Annotated in this window: 15 protein-coding genes; 8 read left to right on the top strand and 7 right to left on the bottom strand. The window is 56.4% G+C overall.

Annotation, left to right across the window (positions count from 1 at the left end; genetic code table 11):
* Positions 1-136 precede the first annotated feature (136 nt).
* On the top strand, positions 137-4,852 hold the full coding sequence (locus K5R88_RS13830; RefSeq protein ID WP_226300120.1) for a dermonecrotic toxin domain-containing protein: 4,716 nt from the start codon (positions 137-139) through the stop codon (positions 4,850-4,852).
* 1 nt (position 4,853) lies between these two features.
* Here K5R88_RS13830 and argR read toward each other — a convergent pair whose 3' ends face one another.
* From argR to acs, 7 genes are all read right to left on the bottom strand, one after another.
* Entirely contained in the window at positions 4,854-5,834 is a 981-nt protein-coding gene (argR, locus tag K5R88_RS13835) for a transcriptional regulator ArgR (RefSeq protein WP_008033121.1), read from the bottom strand.
* Positions 5,835-6,081: 247 nt separating this feature from the next.
* A complete protein-coding gene (locus K5R88_RS13840) occupies positions 6,082-6,846 on the bottom strand; it encodes an ABC transporter ATP-binding protein (protein WP_008034888.1) in 765 nt (254 codons plus the stop codon).
* Positions 6,847-6,873: 27 nt separating this feature from the next.
* Positions 6,874-7,986 (bottom strand): M14 family metallopeptidase, encoded by a 1,113-nt coding sequence (locus K5R88_RS13845; protein WP_226300121.1) that lies wholly within the window; start codon positions 7,984-7,986, stop codon positions 6,874-6,876.
* Position 7,987: 1 nt separating this feature from the next.
* The gene (locus tag K5R88_RS13850) at positions 7,988-8,686 is read right to left on the bottom strand and encodes an ABC transporter permease (RefSeq protein ID WP_008034884.1); all 699 of its coding nucleotides are present in this window, start codon (positions 8,684-8,686) and stop codon (positions 7,988-7,990) included.
* On the bottom strand, positions 8,683-9,372 hold the full coding sequence (locus K5R88_RS13855) for an ABC transporter permease (protein ID WP_007951063.1): 690 nt from the start codon (positions 9,370-9,372) through the stop codon (positions 8,683-8,685). Before K5R88_RS13855 ends, K5R88_RS13850 begins: the two co-directional genes overlap by 4 nt.
* 90 nt (positions 9,373-9,462) lie before the next feature.
* Positions 9,463-10,236 carry an ABC transporter substrate-binding protein gene (locus K5R88_RS13860; protein ID WP_008034882.1) on the bottom strand — a complete coding sequence of 258 codons (774 nt, stop codon included), beginning with the start codon at positions 10,234-10,236 and terminating at the stop codon, positions 9,463-9,465.
* Between the two features lie 678 nt (positions 10,237-10,914).
* The gene (gene acs / locus K5R88_RS13865; RefSeq protein ID WP_008034880.1) at positions 10,915-12,870 is read right to left on the bottom strand and encodes an acetate--CoA ligase; all 1,956 of its coding nucleotides are present in this window, start codon (positions 12,868-12,870) and stop codon (positions 10,915-10,917) included.
* Positions 12,871-13,324: 454 nt separating this feature from the next.
* Between acs and K5R88_RS13870 the strand changes: the two genes are divergently transcribed.
* The 7 genes from K5R88_RS13870 (at position 13,325) to K5R88_RS13900 (ending at position 19,400) form a co-directional block, all read left to right on the top strand.
* The gene (locus K5R88_RS13870; protein ID WP_008038474.1) at positions 13,325-13,588 is read left to right on the top strand and encodes a DUF2790 domain-containing protein; all 264 of its coding nucleotides are present in this window, start codon (positions 13,325-13,327) and stop codon (positions 13,586-13,588) included.
* A 237-nt stretch (positions 13,589-13,825) separates the two neighbouring features.
* Positions 13,826-14,140 carry a hypothetical protein gene (locus K5R88_RS13875; protein WP_192227963.1) on the top strand — a complete coding sequence of 105 codons (315 nt, stop codon included), beginning with the start codon at positions 13,826-13,828 and terminating at the stop codon, positions 14,138-14,140.
* 516 nt (positions 14,141-14,656) lie between these two features.
* A complete protein-coding gene (locus K5R88_RS13880) occupies positions 14,657-15,907 on the top strand; it encodes a ribonucleotide-diphosphate reductase subunit beta (protein ID WP_008034875.1) in 1,251 nt (416 codons plus the stop codon).
* 118 nt (positions 15,908-16,025) lie between these two features.
* Entirely contained in the window at positions 16,026-16,628 is a 603-nt protein-coding gene (locus tag K5R88_RS13885; protein WP_226300122.1) for a DarT ssDNA thymidine ADP-ribosyltransferase family protein, read from the top strand.
* A gap of 3 nt (positions 16,629-16,631) precedes the next feature.
* Complete coding sequence (gene darG, locus K5R88_RS13890) at positions 16,632-17,645, top strand: type II toxin-antitoxin system antitoxin DNA ADP-ribosyl glycohydrolase DarG (RefSeq protein ID WP_226300123.1); 1,014 nt, start codon at positions 16,632-16,634, stop codon at positions 17,643-17,645.
* Positions 17,646-18,042: 397 nt separating this feature from the next.
* Positions 18,043-18,576, top strand: a complete 534-nt coding sequence (locus tag K5R88_RS13895; RefSeq protein ID WP_226300124.1) for a BRO-N domain-containing protein — start codon at positions 18,043-18,045, stop codon at positions 18,574-18,576.
* A 110-nt stretch (positions 18,577-18,686) separates the two neighbouring features.
* Positions 18,687-19,400, top strand: a complete 714-nt coding sequence (locus tag K5R88_RS13900) for an HNH endonuclease (protein ID WP_226300125.1) — start codon at positions 18,687-18,689, stop codon at positions 19,398-19,400.
* The last annotated feature ends 35 nt before the right edge of the window (positions 19,401-19,435 follow it).

Raw genomic sequence — 19,435 nt, forward strand, 5'->3', positions numbered from 1 at the left:
GTCGCAAAGGCGCAGTTTAAACCGGCGGCACAGGTTATAGGCAGGCTTGTCGAACGGTGCGGTAAATATGTACCGCACACCGTGCTTCATCGTTTGTTTTCCTTGGGTTCCATCCAAACGCTAACGGACTAGCGCCATGATTCAGCATGACCCCGAACTTACGGCTCAGCCAGACGCGCATTTCCAGCATGCGTTCCACAATCTGCCCGACTGGCTATTAACAGCATCGCCCGCTACGCGCACTGCACTTAAAAGCGCGCGGCTGGACCTCCCGGAATGGCACGCCCGGGCAACCCGCCAGCAGCACCAATCATTGAAAGCGGCCAGCACGCACTATCTGGCCCAGCGTAACCACCTGGAATCCATGCTGGATAAACTGCAGAACGCCCGGGACTTTGCCGAACCGCTTCTGCGTGACGCATTGAAAACCCGGTACGGCCTGGAACTGGACGTCAAGACGACCTTCCTGCGCCTGTACATCCCGCAGACCGTTCCGTGGTTCCCGATCAAGACCGGTGCCGCGCGCACCTGGACGGTCTCGCTGCTCGACGCCGCCCTGCACAACTTTCAGGATTCGGAAACCGAAGCGCAGGCTTACGAATCTGCCTCGACGTTCATCACCGAACCCTCGTCCACCGGGCAATTCGATACATTGCCGGCGATCAAGCGCCAACTCTCCATTCAGCACTTCACCCGGTTGTGCAGGGAACTGGATATCGGCGCTCGATACGAGGCCCACCTCAAGGAAAACCTGGGGTTTACCAACCCGGTCGCCGCTGCCGTGTTGAAGTCGAGCGTGATCAAGACGCACAAGGCCGCCCTGCTATCAGCCCTGCATCTGGCCCAGGTCCGTGGCGACCTGCCGCTGGATGCAGGGCAATCGATTCTCGACATGATCGAGGGCCGCGAAAACGTGGGGCTGGACAACTGGCGACTGCACTGTCACGACCTGAGCCTGATGTCTTCATTGCTGACCGGCATCGTCATTTTCGCGCCGCGACTTGAACTCACCTCCCAACGCTCGCGAATCATCGCCTACATCCCCGACGATCCGGAACACCCGCTCAAACAATACCCCGACACCCTGGCGTTCATGACCGAGCTGACCCGCAAACTGCGCTCGCCTGCTTACCAGGCGTTCTTCAGCCGGTTCATCGATCATCAGGAACGAGGCCACTTTTTCGCCGACCTCAACAGTCGCCTCCGCGCCGTGACCTGGCATGAACACCTGCGCGGCGATCCGCTGCCGAGCTGGCGCGACACCCCCATCGACAAGCCCAACCTGCAATTCTCGGTGAACCCGATCAGAAACGATCTGTGGACTCACCTCTACCAGCAGCAATTGAACAAGCTGCTCAATGACGCACGCACCCTTGCGGTTTCTACCGCCAGCGCCGACCGAGCAGCGCGATGGGCGGCGTGGGACGCCTTCAGCAATGTCGCCAAAAAGATCCTTGAAGTGGCGTCGTTCGTGGCCCTGCCCTTTGTTCCGTTTCTGGGCGAATTGATGCTCGCCTACATGGCCTACCAAGTGCTCGACGACACGTTCGAAGGCATCATCGACTGGGCCGAAGGCCTGAAAACCGAAGCGTTCGGGCACTTGATGACGATCGCCGAGACGGTGGTTGAACTCGGGACGTTCGCGGTGGGCGGTGTCATGGCGGCCGGTGCGTTCAATGGCCTCATGTCTCGCGAGGCGGTGACGCTGATTTCCCCGCTCAAACCCATCAAGACAGCCGCAGGTAAAACCCGATACTGGAAACCGGATCTCACCCCTTACGAACAGTCCGTTGATCTGCCGGACGCTGCCAGCCCCGACCCTCTCGGTTTGTATCAGCATGAGGGCAAAACACTGGCGCGCGTTGAAGGCAAACTCTACTCGGTAAAACCGGACAGCAAGACTGGCCGCTTTCAGATTCAACACCCGCGCCGGGCCGACGCCTATCAGCCGGCCCTGCGACACAACAACCACGGCGCCTGGCAGACAACACTGGAGCGACCGCTGACGTGGGACCGGGAAACCGTGCTACGCCGCCTCGGCCAGAGCGTCGAATCGTTCAATACTGCCGAGCGTGAGCAACTCCTGCAGATCAGCGGTTTTCACGACAACGTGTTGCGCGAGATCCACGTCGAGAATCAGCGCCCGCCTTCGCTGCTGACCGACACGATCAAGCGCTTCAGGATCGACCGTGACATTCAGGCACTGGTCGAGCAGACCGGCAGTGACCATCCCGACCGCTATCAGGCGCTGAACCAGCGCAGATCGCTCTTCCAGTCTCGCTACCGTGAACTTGAAAAAACCGACAATCGCCATGTTCAGCTACTGCAAGGCGAAGTACAGGGACTGCCCACGGACATCGCACAAGAACTGGTGAGCAACGCAAGCGGCACCGAACTGAAGCAAATGCACAACGGCCGCTTGCCCCAGCGCCTCAAGGATGTAGCGCTGAAAGCCATGGACGCGGTGCGTGTCGCCAGAGCCTATGAGGGGTTTTATCTGGAGGACATGGAAACGGTGGACACCCATCGCCTGGCCCTGCATAGCCTTGAGTCACTGCCCGGCTGGCCTGCTCGCCTGCGCATCGAAGTCAGGGAGTTCTCCCCTGAGGGGACATTGCGCGACAGCATTGGCCAGCCCGACGCACCGCTCCTCAAGACATTGGTGCACGCCGAGGACGGCACGTATCGGGTCCATGAAAACACGGCTCTGCCGGGCGACTTTTATCAGGCCATCCTGCAGGCACTTCCCGACGCTGAGCGCACGGCATTGGGTCTTTCTGCCGAAGACGGTCAGCTACTCAAACAACGCATTGCCGAGCATGCGCAGAACAAACCCGCATTGCGCACGCTACTGGTGAAACATCCCAACCGAAAACCCTTTTATGACCCGGCGACCATGCGCCTGCCCGGCGGATCGGAGGGGTACAACCGAACAGGTCGCCCCACCCCAACACTGAATGACAGGGTTCGCGAGGTCTATCCAGGCCTGCCCCAGGATGAACTCAGCGTCGTCGTCGCCCGCTTGCAACGCCACCCCGATGGCGCTCGCGTGGAGCTTTCGCGCCTGAGCAATGAACTCGAACGGCTGCATGAAGACCTGGATACCTGGATAAAGGAAGCCCCCACCGTCCACCCCGAAACCAGACAACCATTGAGCGAGCTGGAGCAACAGGCCCAGCAGCACAACCGCCGGTTGCTGGCTCAGGAGATCCAGCAGAGTTGGCGTCGGCAAACGCCACGGGATCTCGAATCGACAGAGCACAGTGACCGCTATGTGCTGCGATTCGCCGAGCCGATTCTGGGTGAGCTGCCTGTGCTGACGGCGGACTTCAGTCACGTCTCGATGGTCGCCCTGGAGGGCAGTCACGCGGAGCAAGGCATTCACGGTTTCCTGCAGAATTTCAGCAACCTTCGTCGCCTCGACTTGCGGCGCTTCTCCCTGACCACCCTGCCCGACGCCATCCCACGGATGATCAACCTCGACACATTGGTGCTGAACGAATGCGCGATCAGGATTGATGCCGATGCGTGGTCGAAACTGTCCTCTTTGAACAAACTGGTGATGCTGGACCTGTTCCGTAATCCGGTTGATGTGGTACCCGATGTCGGCGCATTTCCCGAGCTCGTGCACCTGGACCTGAGCGCTACCGGGCTGACTGAAATCCCCGTCAGCGCTATCACGCACCTCAAACTCGATACGCTCATGCTGATCAATAACCGAATCACCGAGCTGCCTGCCGGGTTGTTCGACAGCGTGGTCTACGACAAGCGCGGCGTGCACCTGTCGGATAACCCGCTCGTCGACAGCGCTCGACAACTCGTCAAGCTTCAATACTTCGAAACCTCATACGATCTGGGCGTCTATGCCCCCGAGGCGGATATCGAACGAGCCAGGGCGCTCTACCCGAACATGGAAGTCGAGCAGGCCAGCGACTTCGTCTACGAACTGCCTGGCACACTGGAAGAGGGCCGAGCGACGCTGACCCAACTGGAGGACGAACTGGCTCAATTGAGCAACGATCTGACGACATGGACAGCCGATCTGCCGCCGCACCACCCGCTAACGGGCGAACCCTTCAGTGACATGCAACTGTTTGTCGAACACGCCAATCGCGATGAATTCAAAGAGGCAATGGAACGCTGCTGGCGGCATGACGCAGACCTGGATGATTTCAATGAGTCGCTTGAGCCGACATTCGAACTCTCCATCCGCCCGGTCATCACCGGGGAACTGCCGACCCTCAGCGCTGACTTCAGTCATGTCTCGGCGCTGGAGCTGCACTGTGTCGATGGCGTGACGCGCATCGGGCGTTTTCTGGAATCCTTCCCGAACCTGAGAAGCCTGAGGCTGCGCGACTTCAACCTCGGTGACATTCCCGATGCGGTGTTCAAGATGGGGCGACTCAGGTCGCTGTCGATTCCCAACTGCCGCGTCAGTCTGTCAGTGCAGTCGGTCGGCGCATTGGCGGGAATGGAACAGCTCGAATACCTCGATCTGGGCCTCAACCCCTTGGGGCTGACACCCGACCTGAGTCAGATGCCGGACCTGGCGACCATTCTGCTCAACGACAGCGGCATCACCGACATACCCGATGGCCTGCTACAACTGGCCGAACTGGACTGGGCAGACTTGAGCGGCAATGCAATCACCAACGTATCCAGCGACCTGTTGGAGTTGCCCGTGGAAGTGGCCGAGAACATTACGCTGAGGGGCAATCCGTTTACGGAGGAAAGCCTGTTGCGGCTGATCAGTTACTTCGAACGCACACGTGCCGACTTTGGCGTGGAAGAGGTGATCAATCGAGGTGAAATGTACGTATCCACCTCCGAGGGTTCCGAGATCGACGAATAGATCAGCCGCGCTCGGACGGCACCGACGACAACTCGAACGGGCTGCTGCTGCGCCGCTGGTTACGATCTTCCCGCGGCGTGGCGCCGAAGAAGTTGCGGTAGGCGCTGGAGAAATGTGGCCCTGAGGAGAAGCCGCAGGACAGGCCGATCTGGATGATCGACTTGCTGGTTTGCATCAACATCTGCCGGGCCTTGTTCAGGCGCAGTTCCAGGTAGTACTGGCTCGGCACGCGGTTGAGGTATTGCTTGAAGATCCGCTCCAACTGCCGACGGGACACGCACACGTGCTGGGCGATTTCGTCGGTGGTCAGCGGCTCTTCGATGTTGGCTTCCATCAGCAACACCGCCTGGGTGAGCTTCGGATGACTGGAACCGAGGCGGTTCTGCAGCGGAATGCGTTGGCGTTCGCCGCCTTCGCGGATGCGCTCGACCACCAGTTCTTCGGATACGGCGCCAGCGAGTTCGGCGCCGTGATCACGGGCCAGCACTGCCAGCAACAGGTCGAGCACCGACAGGCCGCCACACGCCGTCAGGCGATCGCGATCCCAGTCGAACAGATGGCTGGTGGCGATGACTTTCGGGAAACGCTCGGCGAAATCGTCCTGCCAGCGCCAGTGCACGGCAGCGCGATAACCGTCGAGCAAACCGAGTTGCGCCAACGGATAAACACCGGCGGACAAACCACCGATCACGCAACCGGCACGCACCAGTTGTTTCAGCGCACTGCTGAGCGCCGGCGCGAGAGTGGTCGGCGGCTCATCGGCGAGCAGGAACAGTTTCTGCAGGTTTTCGAGCTTGCCGGCCCAGGGTTCACCCGGCAATTGCCAGGCGCCTTCGGTCGACGGTTCGGCCTGCAGGAACGACAGTTCGTAGACCACGTCCGGATGCACACGCTGGGCAACACGCAAGGCCTCCTCAGCCAGCGCAAGCGTCAGTGCTTTAGTGCTGGGCCAAATCAGGAAACCAATTCGATGGGCAGTCATGGCGGGCAATCCGAAACGAAACAGTGATGAAGGCATGGGCCAATGCTAGCCCGTAAATGAACGCAAATCTCAAAACCAACAGCGATCCCTTGTAGGAGCGAGGCTTGCCCGCGAAAGCGGTGGCTCAGACAGCAATGATGTTGACTGATACACCGCTTTCGCGGGCAAGCCTCGCTCCTACAGGGATCGGGGGCCGGCCTCTAAATTGCGAAGCATGCACTATCCCGGTGCACAACGGCAGTCTTGATTATTTCAGGCTGCCAGAGAGGAATTGTTGCAGACGTTCGGACTGTGGATTGACCAGCACCTCACGCGGGTTGCCGCTTTCTTCGACGACACCTTTGTGCAGGAACACCAGCTGGTTCGACACTTCACGGGCGAAGCCCATTTCGTGGGTCACCACCACCATGGTCCGGCCTTCCTGGGCCAGGGCCTGCATCACCTTCAGCACGTCGCCGACCAGTTCCGGGTCGAGGGCCGAGGTCGGTTCGTCGAACAGCATCACCTCAGGTTCCATCGCCAGTGCACGGGCAATCGCCACGCGCTGCTGCTCGCCACCGGACATGTGGCCAGGGTAAGCGTCTTTACGATGTGCCACACCGACCTTGTTCAGGTAGTGCTCGGCTTTCTCGCGGGCTTCGGCCTTGGACATGCCGAGCACGTGGACCGGCGCTTCCATGATGTTTTCCATCGCGGTCATGTGCGACCACAGGTTGAAGTGCTGGAACACCATCGACAGACGCGAACGCATGCGTTGCAGCTGTTTCGGGTCAGCGGCTTTCAGCGCGCCGTCCTTGTTGGCAACCAGTTTCAGCTCTTCGTTGTTGAGCAGGATCTTGCCCGCGTGCGGCTGCTCCAGCAGGTTGATGCAGCGCAGGAAGGTACTTTTGCCGGAGCCACTGGAGCCGATGATGCTGATCACATCGCCAGCCGCCGCTTTCAGGGACACGCCCTTGAGCACTTCGTGACTGCCATAGCGTTTATGCAGGTCTTGGACTTCAAGTTTGTACATGCGGTCGGTTCTCACAAAAACAGTCAGTCAGTCGTTGAGCAAGCGCCCGTGACGCAGCGCTTCGCGCCCCGCCACCTTGGCCAGCCAGAAACCGGGTTGGGCATAACGCAGCCGTTCAATGGCAAACAGCACCCCGGACGTACCAGCACACACCGTGCTGACCCGATCCGATAACGGATCGATCACTTCAAAAATCTCGTCGCCGGCTTCGATCCACTCACCGGGTTTACGCAGAAAACTGATCACGCCCGGATGCGGCGCAAACAGCAATTCGGTGCCTTCGAACGGCATGCCTTCACACGCTTCCTGCGCAGGTTTCGGCCATTCGCCGCTGATCAAGCCTTGCTCGGCGAGGAACGCGAGAATGCCTTCTGCGTAAGCCTCGGCGTCAGCGCGAGCGGTATCGGCCTGTCCCCCTAATTCAATAGTAGTCGCCAGGCACGCCAGTGGAATCTGCGCCTCAGGAAACTGACGAGACAGACGCAACCATGGCAGCGAGCAGGCTTCGTCGAAGGAGCTGCCGCCGGAATCTTCCGCCAGCAGGCCCACTTTTACATTCAGGTGCGCGGCGAGCGAACGCCACTGCGGCCAGTGTTGCGGCAACGCGTACATGTGCAGCGCGGCTTCGGCATCGCAGTGCAAATCGAGCACCACATCGGCAGTGCAGGCATGGCTGAGCAACACGCGCTGCATGCCTTGCAACTGACTGCTCGCCTGCGGCAATGCCGCCAGGTGATCGCTCATGGCCTGACGGATCAAGCGGATGTTGGCGTGCGGATCGTCACCCAGATGTCCTTCGAGTTGGGCAGCCACTGGCGCGCTCAGCTCGACGAAATCGCGGTTGAAGTTCTTGCCGCTGCCCGCTTCGAAACGCCCTTGATGATTGCCTTGCAACAGCTGACCGAGGCCCAGCGGGTTGGCTACCGGCACCAGTTCGACCACACCGTTGAGCAGGCCCTGGGCTTCGAGTTCGGTCAGGCGCTTTTTCAGCTCCCAGGCCGTGCGCATGCCCGGCAATTCATCGGCGTGGAGGCTGGCCTGGATGTAGGCCTTGCGCTCGCCGCTACCGAAGCGGAACACCGAAATCTGGCGTTCGCTACCGAGGTGGCTCCACGGCAATGGATGATCGATGCGTTCCATATCAGTGCTTCCGCGGGGCCAGATAGCCCAGCCAGCGACGCTCGGCCAGTTTGAACAGTTTCACCAGAATGAAGGTCAGGCACAGGTAGAACACACCCGCGGTGATGTACGCTTCGAACGGCAAGTAGAACTGAGCGTTGACCGTGCGCGCGGCACCGGTGATGTCGATCAGGGTCACGATGGACGCCAGACTGGTGGTCTGCAGCATCATGATCACTTCGTTGCTGTACTGCGGCAGCGCCCGGCGCAGGGCCGATGGCAGCAGAATCCGCTTGTACATCTTGAAGCGCGACATGCCCATGGCCTTGGCTGCTTCGATCTCACCGTTCGGCGTAGCGCGCAGGCTGCCGGCGATGATTTCTGCGGTGTAGGCGCTGGTGTTGATCGCGAAGGCCAGGCACGCACAGAACGTCGCGCTGGACAGCCACGGCCACAGGAAGCTTTCCCGCACCGCCTGGAATTGCGCCAGACCGTAGTAGATCAAAAACAGCTGCACCAGCATCGGCGTGCCGCGGATTACGTAGGTGAAGAGCCAGGCAGTCATGTTGACGGCCGCGTTCTTCGAGACGCGCATCAGCCCCAGCGGCAAGGCCGCCAGTAGACCGAAAAACAGCGACAGCGCGAGCAATTTGAGGGTGGTCACCAGGCCGCCGAGGTACAGCGGCAGGGCCTCCCAAATGACGTTGTAGTCGAAGATCATAGATCAGCCGCCCTTACGCCTACCGAGTAGCGCTTCTCAAGGTGACGCAATGCCAGCAACGAGACACTGGTGATCACCAGGTACATCGCGGCCACTGCGAGGAAGAAGGTGAAAGGCTCGCGGGTGGCATCTGCCGCCTGCTTGGCCTTGAACATCATGTCTTGCAGACCCACCACCGAAATCAGCGCGGTAGCCTTGGTCAGTACCAGCCAGTTGTTGGTGAAGCCCGGAATCGCCAGGCGAATCATCTGCGGCACCAACACCCGGAAGAACACCTGGAAGCTGCTCATGCCGTACGCCATACCGGCTTCGGCCTGACCCTTCGGGATCGCCATGAAGGCGCCACGGAAGGTTTCCGACAGGTACGCACCGAAGATGAAACCCAGGGTGCCGATACCGGCGGCCAACGGGTTCAGGTCGATGTAATCGTCATAGCCGAGCATCGGTGCGACACGGTTGAGCAGGTCCTGACCGCCGTAGAAAATCAGCAGGATCAGTACCAGATCGGGAATCCCGCGGATTACCGTGGAATACAGATCGCCCAGCCAGGCCAGCCAACGCACCGGCGACAGACGCAGCGCAACGCCGATCAGCCCCAGGACGATGGCCAGGGCCATGGACGACAAGGCGAGCTGAAGCGTCAGCCATGCGCCATCGAGGATGACAGCCCCGTAGCCTTTCAACATGATTCAGATCCTCGAAAGTTGGGATGAAAAAATGGCGCAAACCTCAGAGATCCTGCTGCTTGCGCCATTCGGACTTGTCGCCGGGACGTGTTACTTGCCGTAGATGTCGAAGTCGAAGTACTTGTCCTGGATCTGCTTGTACTTGCCGTTCTCGCGAATGGCAGTGATCGCGGTGTTGACCTTGTCTTTCAGCGCATCACCCTTGCGAACAGCAATACCTACGCCATCGCCAAAGTATTTGACGTCGGTGAAGGCCGGGCCCACGAAAGCAAAACCTTTGCCGGCGTCGGTTTTCAGGAAACCGTCATTCAGCAGCGTAGCGTCTGCCACGGTGCCGTCGAGGCGACCGGCAGCGACGTCGAGGTAAATTTCGTTCTGCGAACCGTACGGCTTGACCTCGGCACCCAGCGGGGCCAGGACTTCGCGGGCGAAACGCTCGTGGATCGAACCACGTTGCACGCCGATGTTCTTGCCCTTCAGCTCGGTCAGGCCTTCGCTGACTTGAGTGCCGGCCTTCATGACCAGGCGAGCCGGGGTGTTGTAGTACTTGTTGGTGAAGTCCACGGACTTCTTGCGGTCTTCAGTGATCGACATCGACGACAGGATGGCGTCGATCTTGCGCACTTTGAGTGCCGGGATCAGACCGTCGAACTCTTGCTCGACCCAGACGCACTTGACCTTCATTTCTTCGCACAGTGCGTTGCCGATGTCGTAGTCGAAACCAACGATGCTGCCGTCCGGTGCTTTGGAAGCAAACGGAGGGTAAGCCGCTTCGATGCCAATTTTCAGAGGCTTTTCATCGGCGAAGGTTGGCAGGGACAGCACGGACAGTGCCAGGGCGCCAAGCAGCACGAGTTTCTTCATCTTGGGACTCCATCGGTAAAGGGCTAAAACGGCAGAGTGAGCAACAGCCCATTATGCGAATGAGTAAAACCGGAAAGCGGTTGCTGCGTCCTGGGAAACCGGCGTTGTTTTCAACGCGAGCAACGACGAGCGAGTGATCGGCATTCTAACGACAGGCCCGAAGCCGATATTTCTTCAATGCGACAACAAATTACAGAAGCACCGAGAAAGCCGTTTAGGCACGTTGACAGCCTTGCAATTTCATGCAAGAGCAAAAGACAGTGAACCGATCTATATTGCAAATTGCGGGCCTATTATTCGCAAAGCCTTCTAATCCGGCAAGCGCAGCGTGGGTTCTTATTTTTTTGCGGGGCTGAAACGCATTGATGCGGGGTTATGGCGTTTCGCAATGCCCCGTATCGGCGCGGGCGGTTACACATTCAGTTACTTGAAGGGTGGCGGGTAACAGTGGGAAATGGACTACAGGGGAAGCCGATAATTATTGGCTGGTGTTTATTCGGTGCCTGATAGATTGCTTTCGCGGGCAAGCCTCGCTCCTACAGGATTCAGGTACTCCTCCCCCCTGTAGGAGCGAGGCTTGCCCGCGAAGAGGCCCTAACTGCCAATACAAAACCTCAGGCAATAAAAAGCCCCACCAGACTCATCACCTGGCAGGGCTCCAATAACGCCAAACGCTACTTACGCAACATTCATCGTCTTGTGCGTATCAATCAAATGCTGCACCACACCCGGATCCGCCAGGGTCGAAATATCCCCCAACCCATCATATTCAGCGGTCGCAATCTTGCGCAGAATCCGGCGCATGATCTTGCCCGAACGCGTCTTCGGCAGCCCCGGCGCCCACTGGATCACATCCGGCGAAGCAATCGGGCCGATCTCTTTACGCACCCAGTTCTTCAGTTCCAGACGCAATTGCTCGCTCGTCTCTTCGCCAGCGATCAACGTGACATAGACATAAATGCCCTGCCCCTTGATGTCGTGCGGCACACCGACCACGGCGGCTTCAGCGACTTTCGGGTGCGCAACCATCGCACTCTCGATCTCGGCGGTGCCCATGCGGTGGCCGGACACGTTGAGCACGTCGTCCACACGGCCGGTGATCCAGTAGTAACCGTCCTCGTCACGACGTGCACCGTCGCCAGTAAAGTACATGCCACGGAAGGTCTTGAAGTAGGTGTCGACGAAACGGTCATGGTCGCCATACAGCGTGCGCGCCTGACCTGGCCACGAATCGAGAATCACCAGGTTGCCCTCGGCGACGCCTTCGATGATGTTGCCCAGGTTGTCCACCAGCGCCGGCACCACGCCGAAGAACGGACGTGCAGCCGAACCCGGTTTCAACGCGTGAGCGCCTGGCAACGGGCTCATCATGTTGCCGCCGGTTTCGGTCTGCCACCAGGTATCAACGATCGGGCAACGGGATTGACCGACGTTTTTGTAGTACCAGTCCCACGCTTCCGGGTTGATCGGCTCACCGACCGAACCCAGCAGACGCAAGCTGCTGCCGTCAGCGCCTTCAACAGCGGCCTTGCCCGACGCCATCATCGCGCGGATCGCGGTCGGCGCGGTGTAGAGGATGTTGACCTTGTGCTTGTCGACGATCTTCGCCACCCGGGTGATGTCCGGGTAGTTCGGCACGCCTTCGAACAGCAGCGTGGTCGCGCCGTTGGCCAGCGGGCCGTAGACAATGTAACTGTGGCCGGTGACCCAGCCGACGTCGGCGGTGCACCAGTAGATTTCGCCCGGGCGGTAGTCGAACACGCGCTCGTGGGTCATGGCCGCGTACAACAAGTAGCCGCCAGTGGTGTGCTGCACGCCCTTCGGCTTGCCGGTCGAACCGGAGGTGTAAAGGATGAACAGCGCTTCTTCGGCGCCCATCTCTTTCGGCGCGCAGACACTGCCCGCCACTTTCATCAGGTCTTCGAACCAGATGTCGCGGTGCTGGTTCCACTTGATGTCGCCACCGGTGCGCTTGCACACGATGACTTTCTGGATGCTGCTGGTTTCCGGGTTGGTCAGCGCGTCGTCGACGTTGGACTTGAGCGGGATTTTCTTGCCGGCACGAATGCCTTCGTCAGCGGTGATCACCACTTTCGAGCGGCAGTCGATGATGCGACCGGCCAGGGCTTCCGGGGAGAAACCACCGAACACCACCGAGTGAATCGCGCCGATCCGGGTGCAGGCCAGCATGGCGACCACGGCTTCGGGGATCATCGGCATATAGATAGTCACCACGTCGCCGCGGTGCACATCCTGGCCGCGCAAGGCGTTGGCGAACTTGCAGACTTGTTCGTGCAGTTCGCGGTAGGTGATGTTGCGGCTTTCGGAAGGGTCATCCCCTTCCCAAATGATCGCGACTTGATCGCCGCGCTCGGCCAGATGACGGTCGAGGCAGTTGTAGGAAACGTTCAGGGTGCCGTCGGCGAACCATTTGATGTCGACATGGTGATCGTCGAAGGACGTCTGCTTCACCGTGGTGAAAGGCTTGATCCAGTCGAGGCGCTTGGCTTGCTCGCGCCAGAAACCGTCAGGGTTGACGACCGACTGCTGGTACATGGCTTTGTAGGTTGCCTCGTCGGTCAGCGTGTTGGCCGCTACCTCGGGACGAACGGGATACAGAGAAGCCGCACTCATCTTTCTTACCTCGGTGGAATAGTTGTTTTTGTATGGCCCTGTTGTAGCCCGGGCCGGGCCTATAGAACCATTCGACGATGGTAGTAACAAGCCCCTACAAATTATCGTGATAAGCCAGCACAGATGTACGCAACCCCTGTAGGAGCGAGGCTTGCCCGCGAAGAACGATAACGCGGTCAACCTGAAAACCGCGTTATCGTTCTTCGCGGGCAAGCCTCGCTCCTACAACCGTATTCCACGATTGTTACGAAATCTGTCAAAGGTGTTTATCAAAACCCCACCTATATGAATGCCACCCCCACGCCTAAAATCCACCTCGCCAACAAGGCAAACCCTGATTAACCAAGTTGCAGCCCCCACGAAGGCAGTTAATCAAAACACCGGCAACCAAGTTCCACACGCAACCCCAAAAAGGTTGCGTGACCCCACTCGACCTCTAAAAGGTAAAACCGAAATGAAAGCTTTATTAGTTCTGGCCCTCTCCAGCCTGTGCGCAACCGCCATGGCAGACGAGGTCCCGACTGATGTCGCACAGCAACAACCCGCTATCGAGGAATACACTTACTCCACTCACCTCGATATCGCCAAAGTTGTCTCCATGAGTGAAATCCCCAATGTGTGCGAAGTTGTCCCCATGAAAATGGAATACGACGACTCCAAAGGCCAACGCCACATTCTGCGCTACAGCATCATGGGTAACGGCTGCTCCAACGGCTAAACACCCGCACCCCCCTAAACGGTTCGACCCAATACCTGATCATCACACCGACTTGTAGGAGCCAGCCTGCTGGCGATAGCAGTCGATGCAATGTTCCAGACAGTCAAAGCGCCGAACCGCTTAGATCGATATATTCGATAGCTTTAAGCACTTATTTGCGCTTTTTAATCGAATCCATCGGCGTAGTATGAATCCCACACCAAGGCACACAACGCCAACGAACCTGGAGCAACGACCATGAAAACCAAACTGATCCTCGCCCTGACCCTGTCTGTACTGGCCGCCAACACCTTCGCCGCCGACGGTTACGACCGCACGGGCTCGGCCACTTTCACCACCGAAGCCGCTGTCGCTTCTGACGGTTACGACCACACCGGCTCGGCCAAAGTCGCCGCCGATGGTGCCGATCACGTCGGTGCAGGCAAACTCGCTTCCGATGGCTTCGATCACACCGGTGCCGCCAAAGTCGCCGCCGATGGCGCCGACCATGTCGGTGCAGGCAAACTCGCCGCCGATGGCGCAGACCACGTCGGTGCCGCTCGCCTGAGTTGATCATCGAGCGTGACTGACAGCCCGACTTCGGTCGGGCTTAGTTGTGTCTGAGGCCAGCGAAAACCGACTCAAAACACAACATGTAGTGAAAAACCCGATTTTTTGGCTATTTTTTGAACAAAAAAGTAGCACGTCAAAATTTAAGAAAAAAAATCTGCGCCCGCGATCTCCAGCCAAAGCCCTGTAAACCCTCGCTCCGACCGAAAAACCCTCCTTCTCGACCGCTCCATGCGCGGATTCGCCCCACCACGGCCGCAAAAATTTCCCTATAATGCCGGCTTAAACGGGCCTGCAATATTCCCTTACAGGGAAGACAGCCAGTCCGAAGCCCAGGCCGACGTCGTCAACGACTGCAGCGCCATCAGCGGCTCTCGGAACCCCGTACAAAATTATGTTTATTTGCCTGCGTGTACCGCTGCAAAAAACGCTATCAAACGCGGCCAGACCGGTCGTGTGAAAAACCAACCAATCAGTTTTCACACGGGCATCTGGCCCTCACGCAGGAGACGACACGTCATGCTGAGCTGGGACGAATTCGACAAAGAAGACAGCGGCGAGACCGTGGTAAAAGGCGCCAACGCCGGCCACGCGACTGAAGCAAACATGGACCGCCTCGACACCGCCGGTGGTGTTGCCGCTCAAGAAGCTCGCGCTGTAACCGCGTCCGACTCCGCCGCCATCGCTCGCGCCAAGGCTGCCCTCGACAACCTCGACATCGCCGAAGGCCTCGCCGAACTCGAAGGCGCCTCCGCCCGTGTCGCCGTTGACGAAAAGCGCATGATCAACTGCCGCGCCGACCTCAACCAACTCGTACCGTTCAAGTACGACTGGGCCTGGCAAAAGTATCTGGACGGCTGCGCAAACCACTGGATGCCGCAAGAAGTCAACATGACCGCCGACATCGCCCTCTGGAAAGACCCGGAAGGCCTGACCGACGACGAACGCCGCATCGTCATGCGCAACCTCGGCTTCTTCTCCACCGCCGACTCCCTGGTTGCCAACAACCTGGTCCTGGCCGTGTACCGCCTGATCACCAACCCGGAATGCCGCCAGTACATCCTGCGCCAGGCTTTCGAAGAAGCGATCCACACCCACGCCTACCAGTACTGCATCGAATCGCTGGCCATGGATGAAGGCGAAATCTTCAACATGTACCACGAGATCCCATCGGTCGCGAAAAAAGCCACCTGGGGCCTGAAATACACCCGTTCGATCTCCGATCCGAAGTTCGAAACCGGCACCGTCGAAACCGACAAAGAACTGCTGCGCAACCTGATCGCCTACTACTGCGTCCTGGAAGGCATCTTCTTCTACTGCGGCTTCACCCAAATCCTCTCCATGGGCCGCCGCAACAAAATGACCGGCGTCGCCGAGCAGTTCCAATACATCCTGCGCGACGAATCCATGCACCTGAACTTCGGCATCGACGTGATCAACCAGATCAAAATCGAAAACCCGCACTTGTGGGATGCTGAGATGAAGGAAGAAGCGAGCCAGATGATTCTGCAGGGGACTCAGCTGGAAATTGAATACGCGCGTGACACCATGCCTCGTGGGGTGTTGGGCATGAATGCGGCGATGATGGAGGACTACCTGAAGTTCATCGCTAACCGTCGTTTGTCGCAGATTGGTTTGAAAGAAGAGTATCCAGGGACGACTAACCCGTTCCCTTGGATGAGCGAGATTATGGACTTGAAGAAAGAGAAGAATTTCTTTGAGACTCGGGTTATTGAATACCAAACCGGTGGTGCGCTTAGCTGGGACTAAGCAAATAGAATGCAGCTGGCTAAATTTTAGCCTACAGTAGTTTCAGCCTGACAAGATGTGGGGCGACAACTTAAAGCCCCGATTTTTCGGGGCTTTTTCTTTAAATGCAGAGGTAGTCATGGAACGTAAGCCTACACTGATTGAAAACCAAAAATGGATTTATCATCTCTCAAGCATGCAAAACTTTGAAAGCATTCTAATCAACGGGCTTTTAAGCAGATCAGCCTTAATCAAGGCAAAAGGTAAGTTTTCAGACGTTGCTGACCCACAAATACTAGAAGGCAGAGCGCAATATGGATTGGACAACCATGTTCCCTTTCATTTTTTTGCCAACAACCCCTTCGATGGCAATGTCCAAACAGCTCACAAAGACGAAGATTTTTTCTATGTCTGCGTCTCAAGAGAACTAGCAAAAAATCGTGGCTATAAAATACTTGCAAAACATCCGCTCGCCAAAGAAAGCCCCTCTCTATTTGAGTTTGCCGATGGGTTTCAGCGAATAGATTGGCAGCGAATGAACACAAGAGACTACAAAGACCAGGAAACAAAACTAATCTGCATGGCAGAATGTTTATCACCTAGCACAGTTCCCAACAGAGACTTCACAAAATTAGTTTTCCGTCAGGAATCTCACGAAAAACAGGCCATAGAAATAGCTAAGAAATATGGAATCAACATAAATACTTGGCTAAACCAAAATTTCTTCCTAAAAAGAAGCTAGCCGATGATACGCCTAACGACTGGAAACATCCTAGAGTCCACCGCGGACGCAATAGTTAACACTGTTAACTGCGAAGGCTATATGGGCAAAGGCATTGCATATCAGTTCAAGCTAGAGTTTCCGCTAAATTTTGAAAGTTATGCTCAAACTTGCAAACAGAAGCTTTTGAGACCAGGAAAGCTTCATATATTCAAAGAAAACGGAAAGATAATTATAAATTTCCCAACAAAAGACAAATGGAGAGCAAAGTCTAAATACGAATACATAGAGGACGGCTTAAAAGCATTAAAGACGGCTATAAAAGAATGGAAAATCGACTCTATATCCATTCCACCTTTGGGCTGTGGAAATGGCGGATTAGAATGGGGAAAGGTCAAAGAGATTATCATTTCCGAGCTTATCGATGAGAGCAATATAGATATTACTCTTTATGAGCCAAGCAAATCCTACAAGAGCCAACCAAAAGTAGAACCTAGTCTTTCTCTATCACACTATCTTGCAATGGAAGTAAAAAACCATTTAACTAGATTTTCTAGATTCAGATTGCAGAAAGCGTTATTCCTAGTTGATTTTTTAAACAACGACAATTACTTTCGATTTGATGCTCATAAATTCGGCCCATACTCTCACTCTCTAGATATCGTTTCAAAGCAAATATCCGAATACCAGGACTACCACAAATCGGATACAAAAACCGCCCAAGAACTTTTAGAAAAAAAACTACAAAGCGACAACTTCTACAAATCAAAGACATCACAAGCACACCCAATAAACATGGCAACAGCACTAGTTAACAATATAGATACAGATTGGGAGCTAGAACTAACAACCAGCATACTCTATGTAATCCATGAAAAACAAATAACCACCACGCAAGAAATCCATAGCACAATATCGAACTGGACCGAAAGAAAAAACGAATTATTCAAAGAAGCTGACATTGACAAAAAAATACACGAACTAGTAGAAAGCAAACTAATCACTATAGATTTTTTAAACAACATAACAAAAACATAAACACATTAAACTTAAGCAATCTTTATGCTAAATATTACCGAACGGCCTTAAGCCACTACTTGACCACAATGTCTCTGCCCCATACGCTCTGCCACTGGTGCCTAAGAAACACCTCACACAGCGGACTGACCGCACCCGACAGTAGCGGCTTTTTTGTGCCTTCGGTTTCCCCGTGCGCATCAAAAACTCTGTTATGCCGGGAGTGGGCGAATAAAAGACCCGAAAGGGGAATATGTCCGGCCCTCTGTGTGGGGTTTCTTAACTCCCGGCACCCAGCCCTAAGAAAGCTGACATCACACAGAGGTAAAGGATATGCCTAAAAATCTCTCCTTCTATCCGAAGGAAATCCGCGTTAGCTGCTTCATTTTCTGCGCGCCTCCATCCCTGGAGGCTTGCGATGTCTGATCCATACATCCCCACCGTCTTCATTCGCCAAAACCTCGACCTTCACGCTCTCCTCCTAGAAAACCAGCCATGGTTCTGCGCCCGAGACCTGGGGCGTTTGATGGGTTTCCATCTGAGTGATCGCGTAGTCAGCAAACTGGATGAGGATCAGCGGCACACGCTGCTAATCGACTACCACGGCCAACCGGAAAAGCGGCTGATGCTCAGCGAGTCAGGCGTGTATGCGTTGCTGGTTTATCACTACGCGCCAGGAAATCGGTTATTGCGTGAGTGGTTGACCCATCAAGTGGTCCCAGCCTTACGCGATGCGGGGCAGTCTAAAAATGCTGATCGACCGATGTTGAGTTTGTTGGACTGGCCAGAGATGTCATTGAGTCTGTTGCATTGGCAGGATGAAGGTTGGATTCGGCTGCGAGACATGCCCTTTCTGCTACTCGGTCGCACACGGCGGCGCGTGCCAACGGTTAAGCCTTGGTGGAGAAAGGTTTTGGAGGCGTTTCAGTCTTCAAAGCATTCTGTTGGTTAGGTTTTGTAGGACCGACCGAAAGAAGCGTCGGCATTTTCTGTAGGAATTTTCGTAGACAGTCGTAATGGCCACTCAGTATCGTCCGAGGGTTTTCAGCCCTCGGCGATTCTATGGACACGGAAAAGAGCAACAGCGATTGGAGTGACGCGGAGATTCAGGCTGCGGTCGACGCCTATCTCAGCATGCTGTCACGCGAGCAAAGCGGTCAGAAGGTCAATAAAGCACACGAGAATCGGGTCCTGCGCGAAGGTGCTTTAGCGGGTCGCACCAAAGGCTCGGTTGAGTTTCGGATGCAGAACATCTCTACCGTGTTGGTCGAACTCGAACGAGATCGCATTCAGGGATACAAACCGGCTAAGAACGTCGGCGCGAATGTTGCGCGCAGCATTCGTGAAGCGCTGAACGTAACGAGTACTTTAACGCTGGAAGACTTTGCCCCGACCGCCGATGAGGCAACGCTAGAACAACGTGCTGCCAAACTTGAGAAGCAACCGTTCAAAGGCGAGCCGAAGGGGATTTTGAAACCACAACAAGTACCAAGTTCGGGCAACTCTTTTGTACGCGATCCTGAGGTTAGAGCCTGGGTGCGCAACGAGGCCAAGGGTATCTGCGAGGGTTGCGGAAAACCGGCGCCGTTTGAGAAAGACGGCAAGCCGTTTCTTGAAGTTCATCACGTTAAGCATTTGGCGCAGGAAGGTTCGGATCGCCCGAGCAATGCCGTGGCGCTGTGTCCGAACTGTCATCGACGTTGCCACCATTCGAGTGATCGGGATGAGTTCACTGCTTCGCTGTTTCAGAAGGTGAAGCGGTTGAAGTTTGAGTGATTGGGCCTGAAAAACCTACGCGCACGAAGGCGCCG

The organism is Pseudomonas sp. MM213, from assembly GCF_020423045.1.
GTDB classification, from domain to species: domain Bacteria; phylum Pseudomonadota; class Gammaproteobacteria; order Pseudomonadales; family Pseudomonadaceae; genus Aquipseudomonas; species Aquipseudomonas migulae.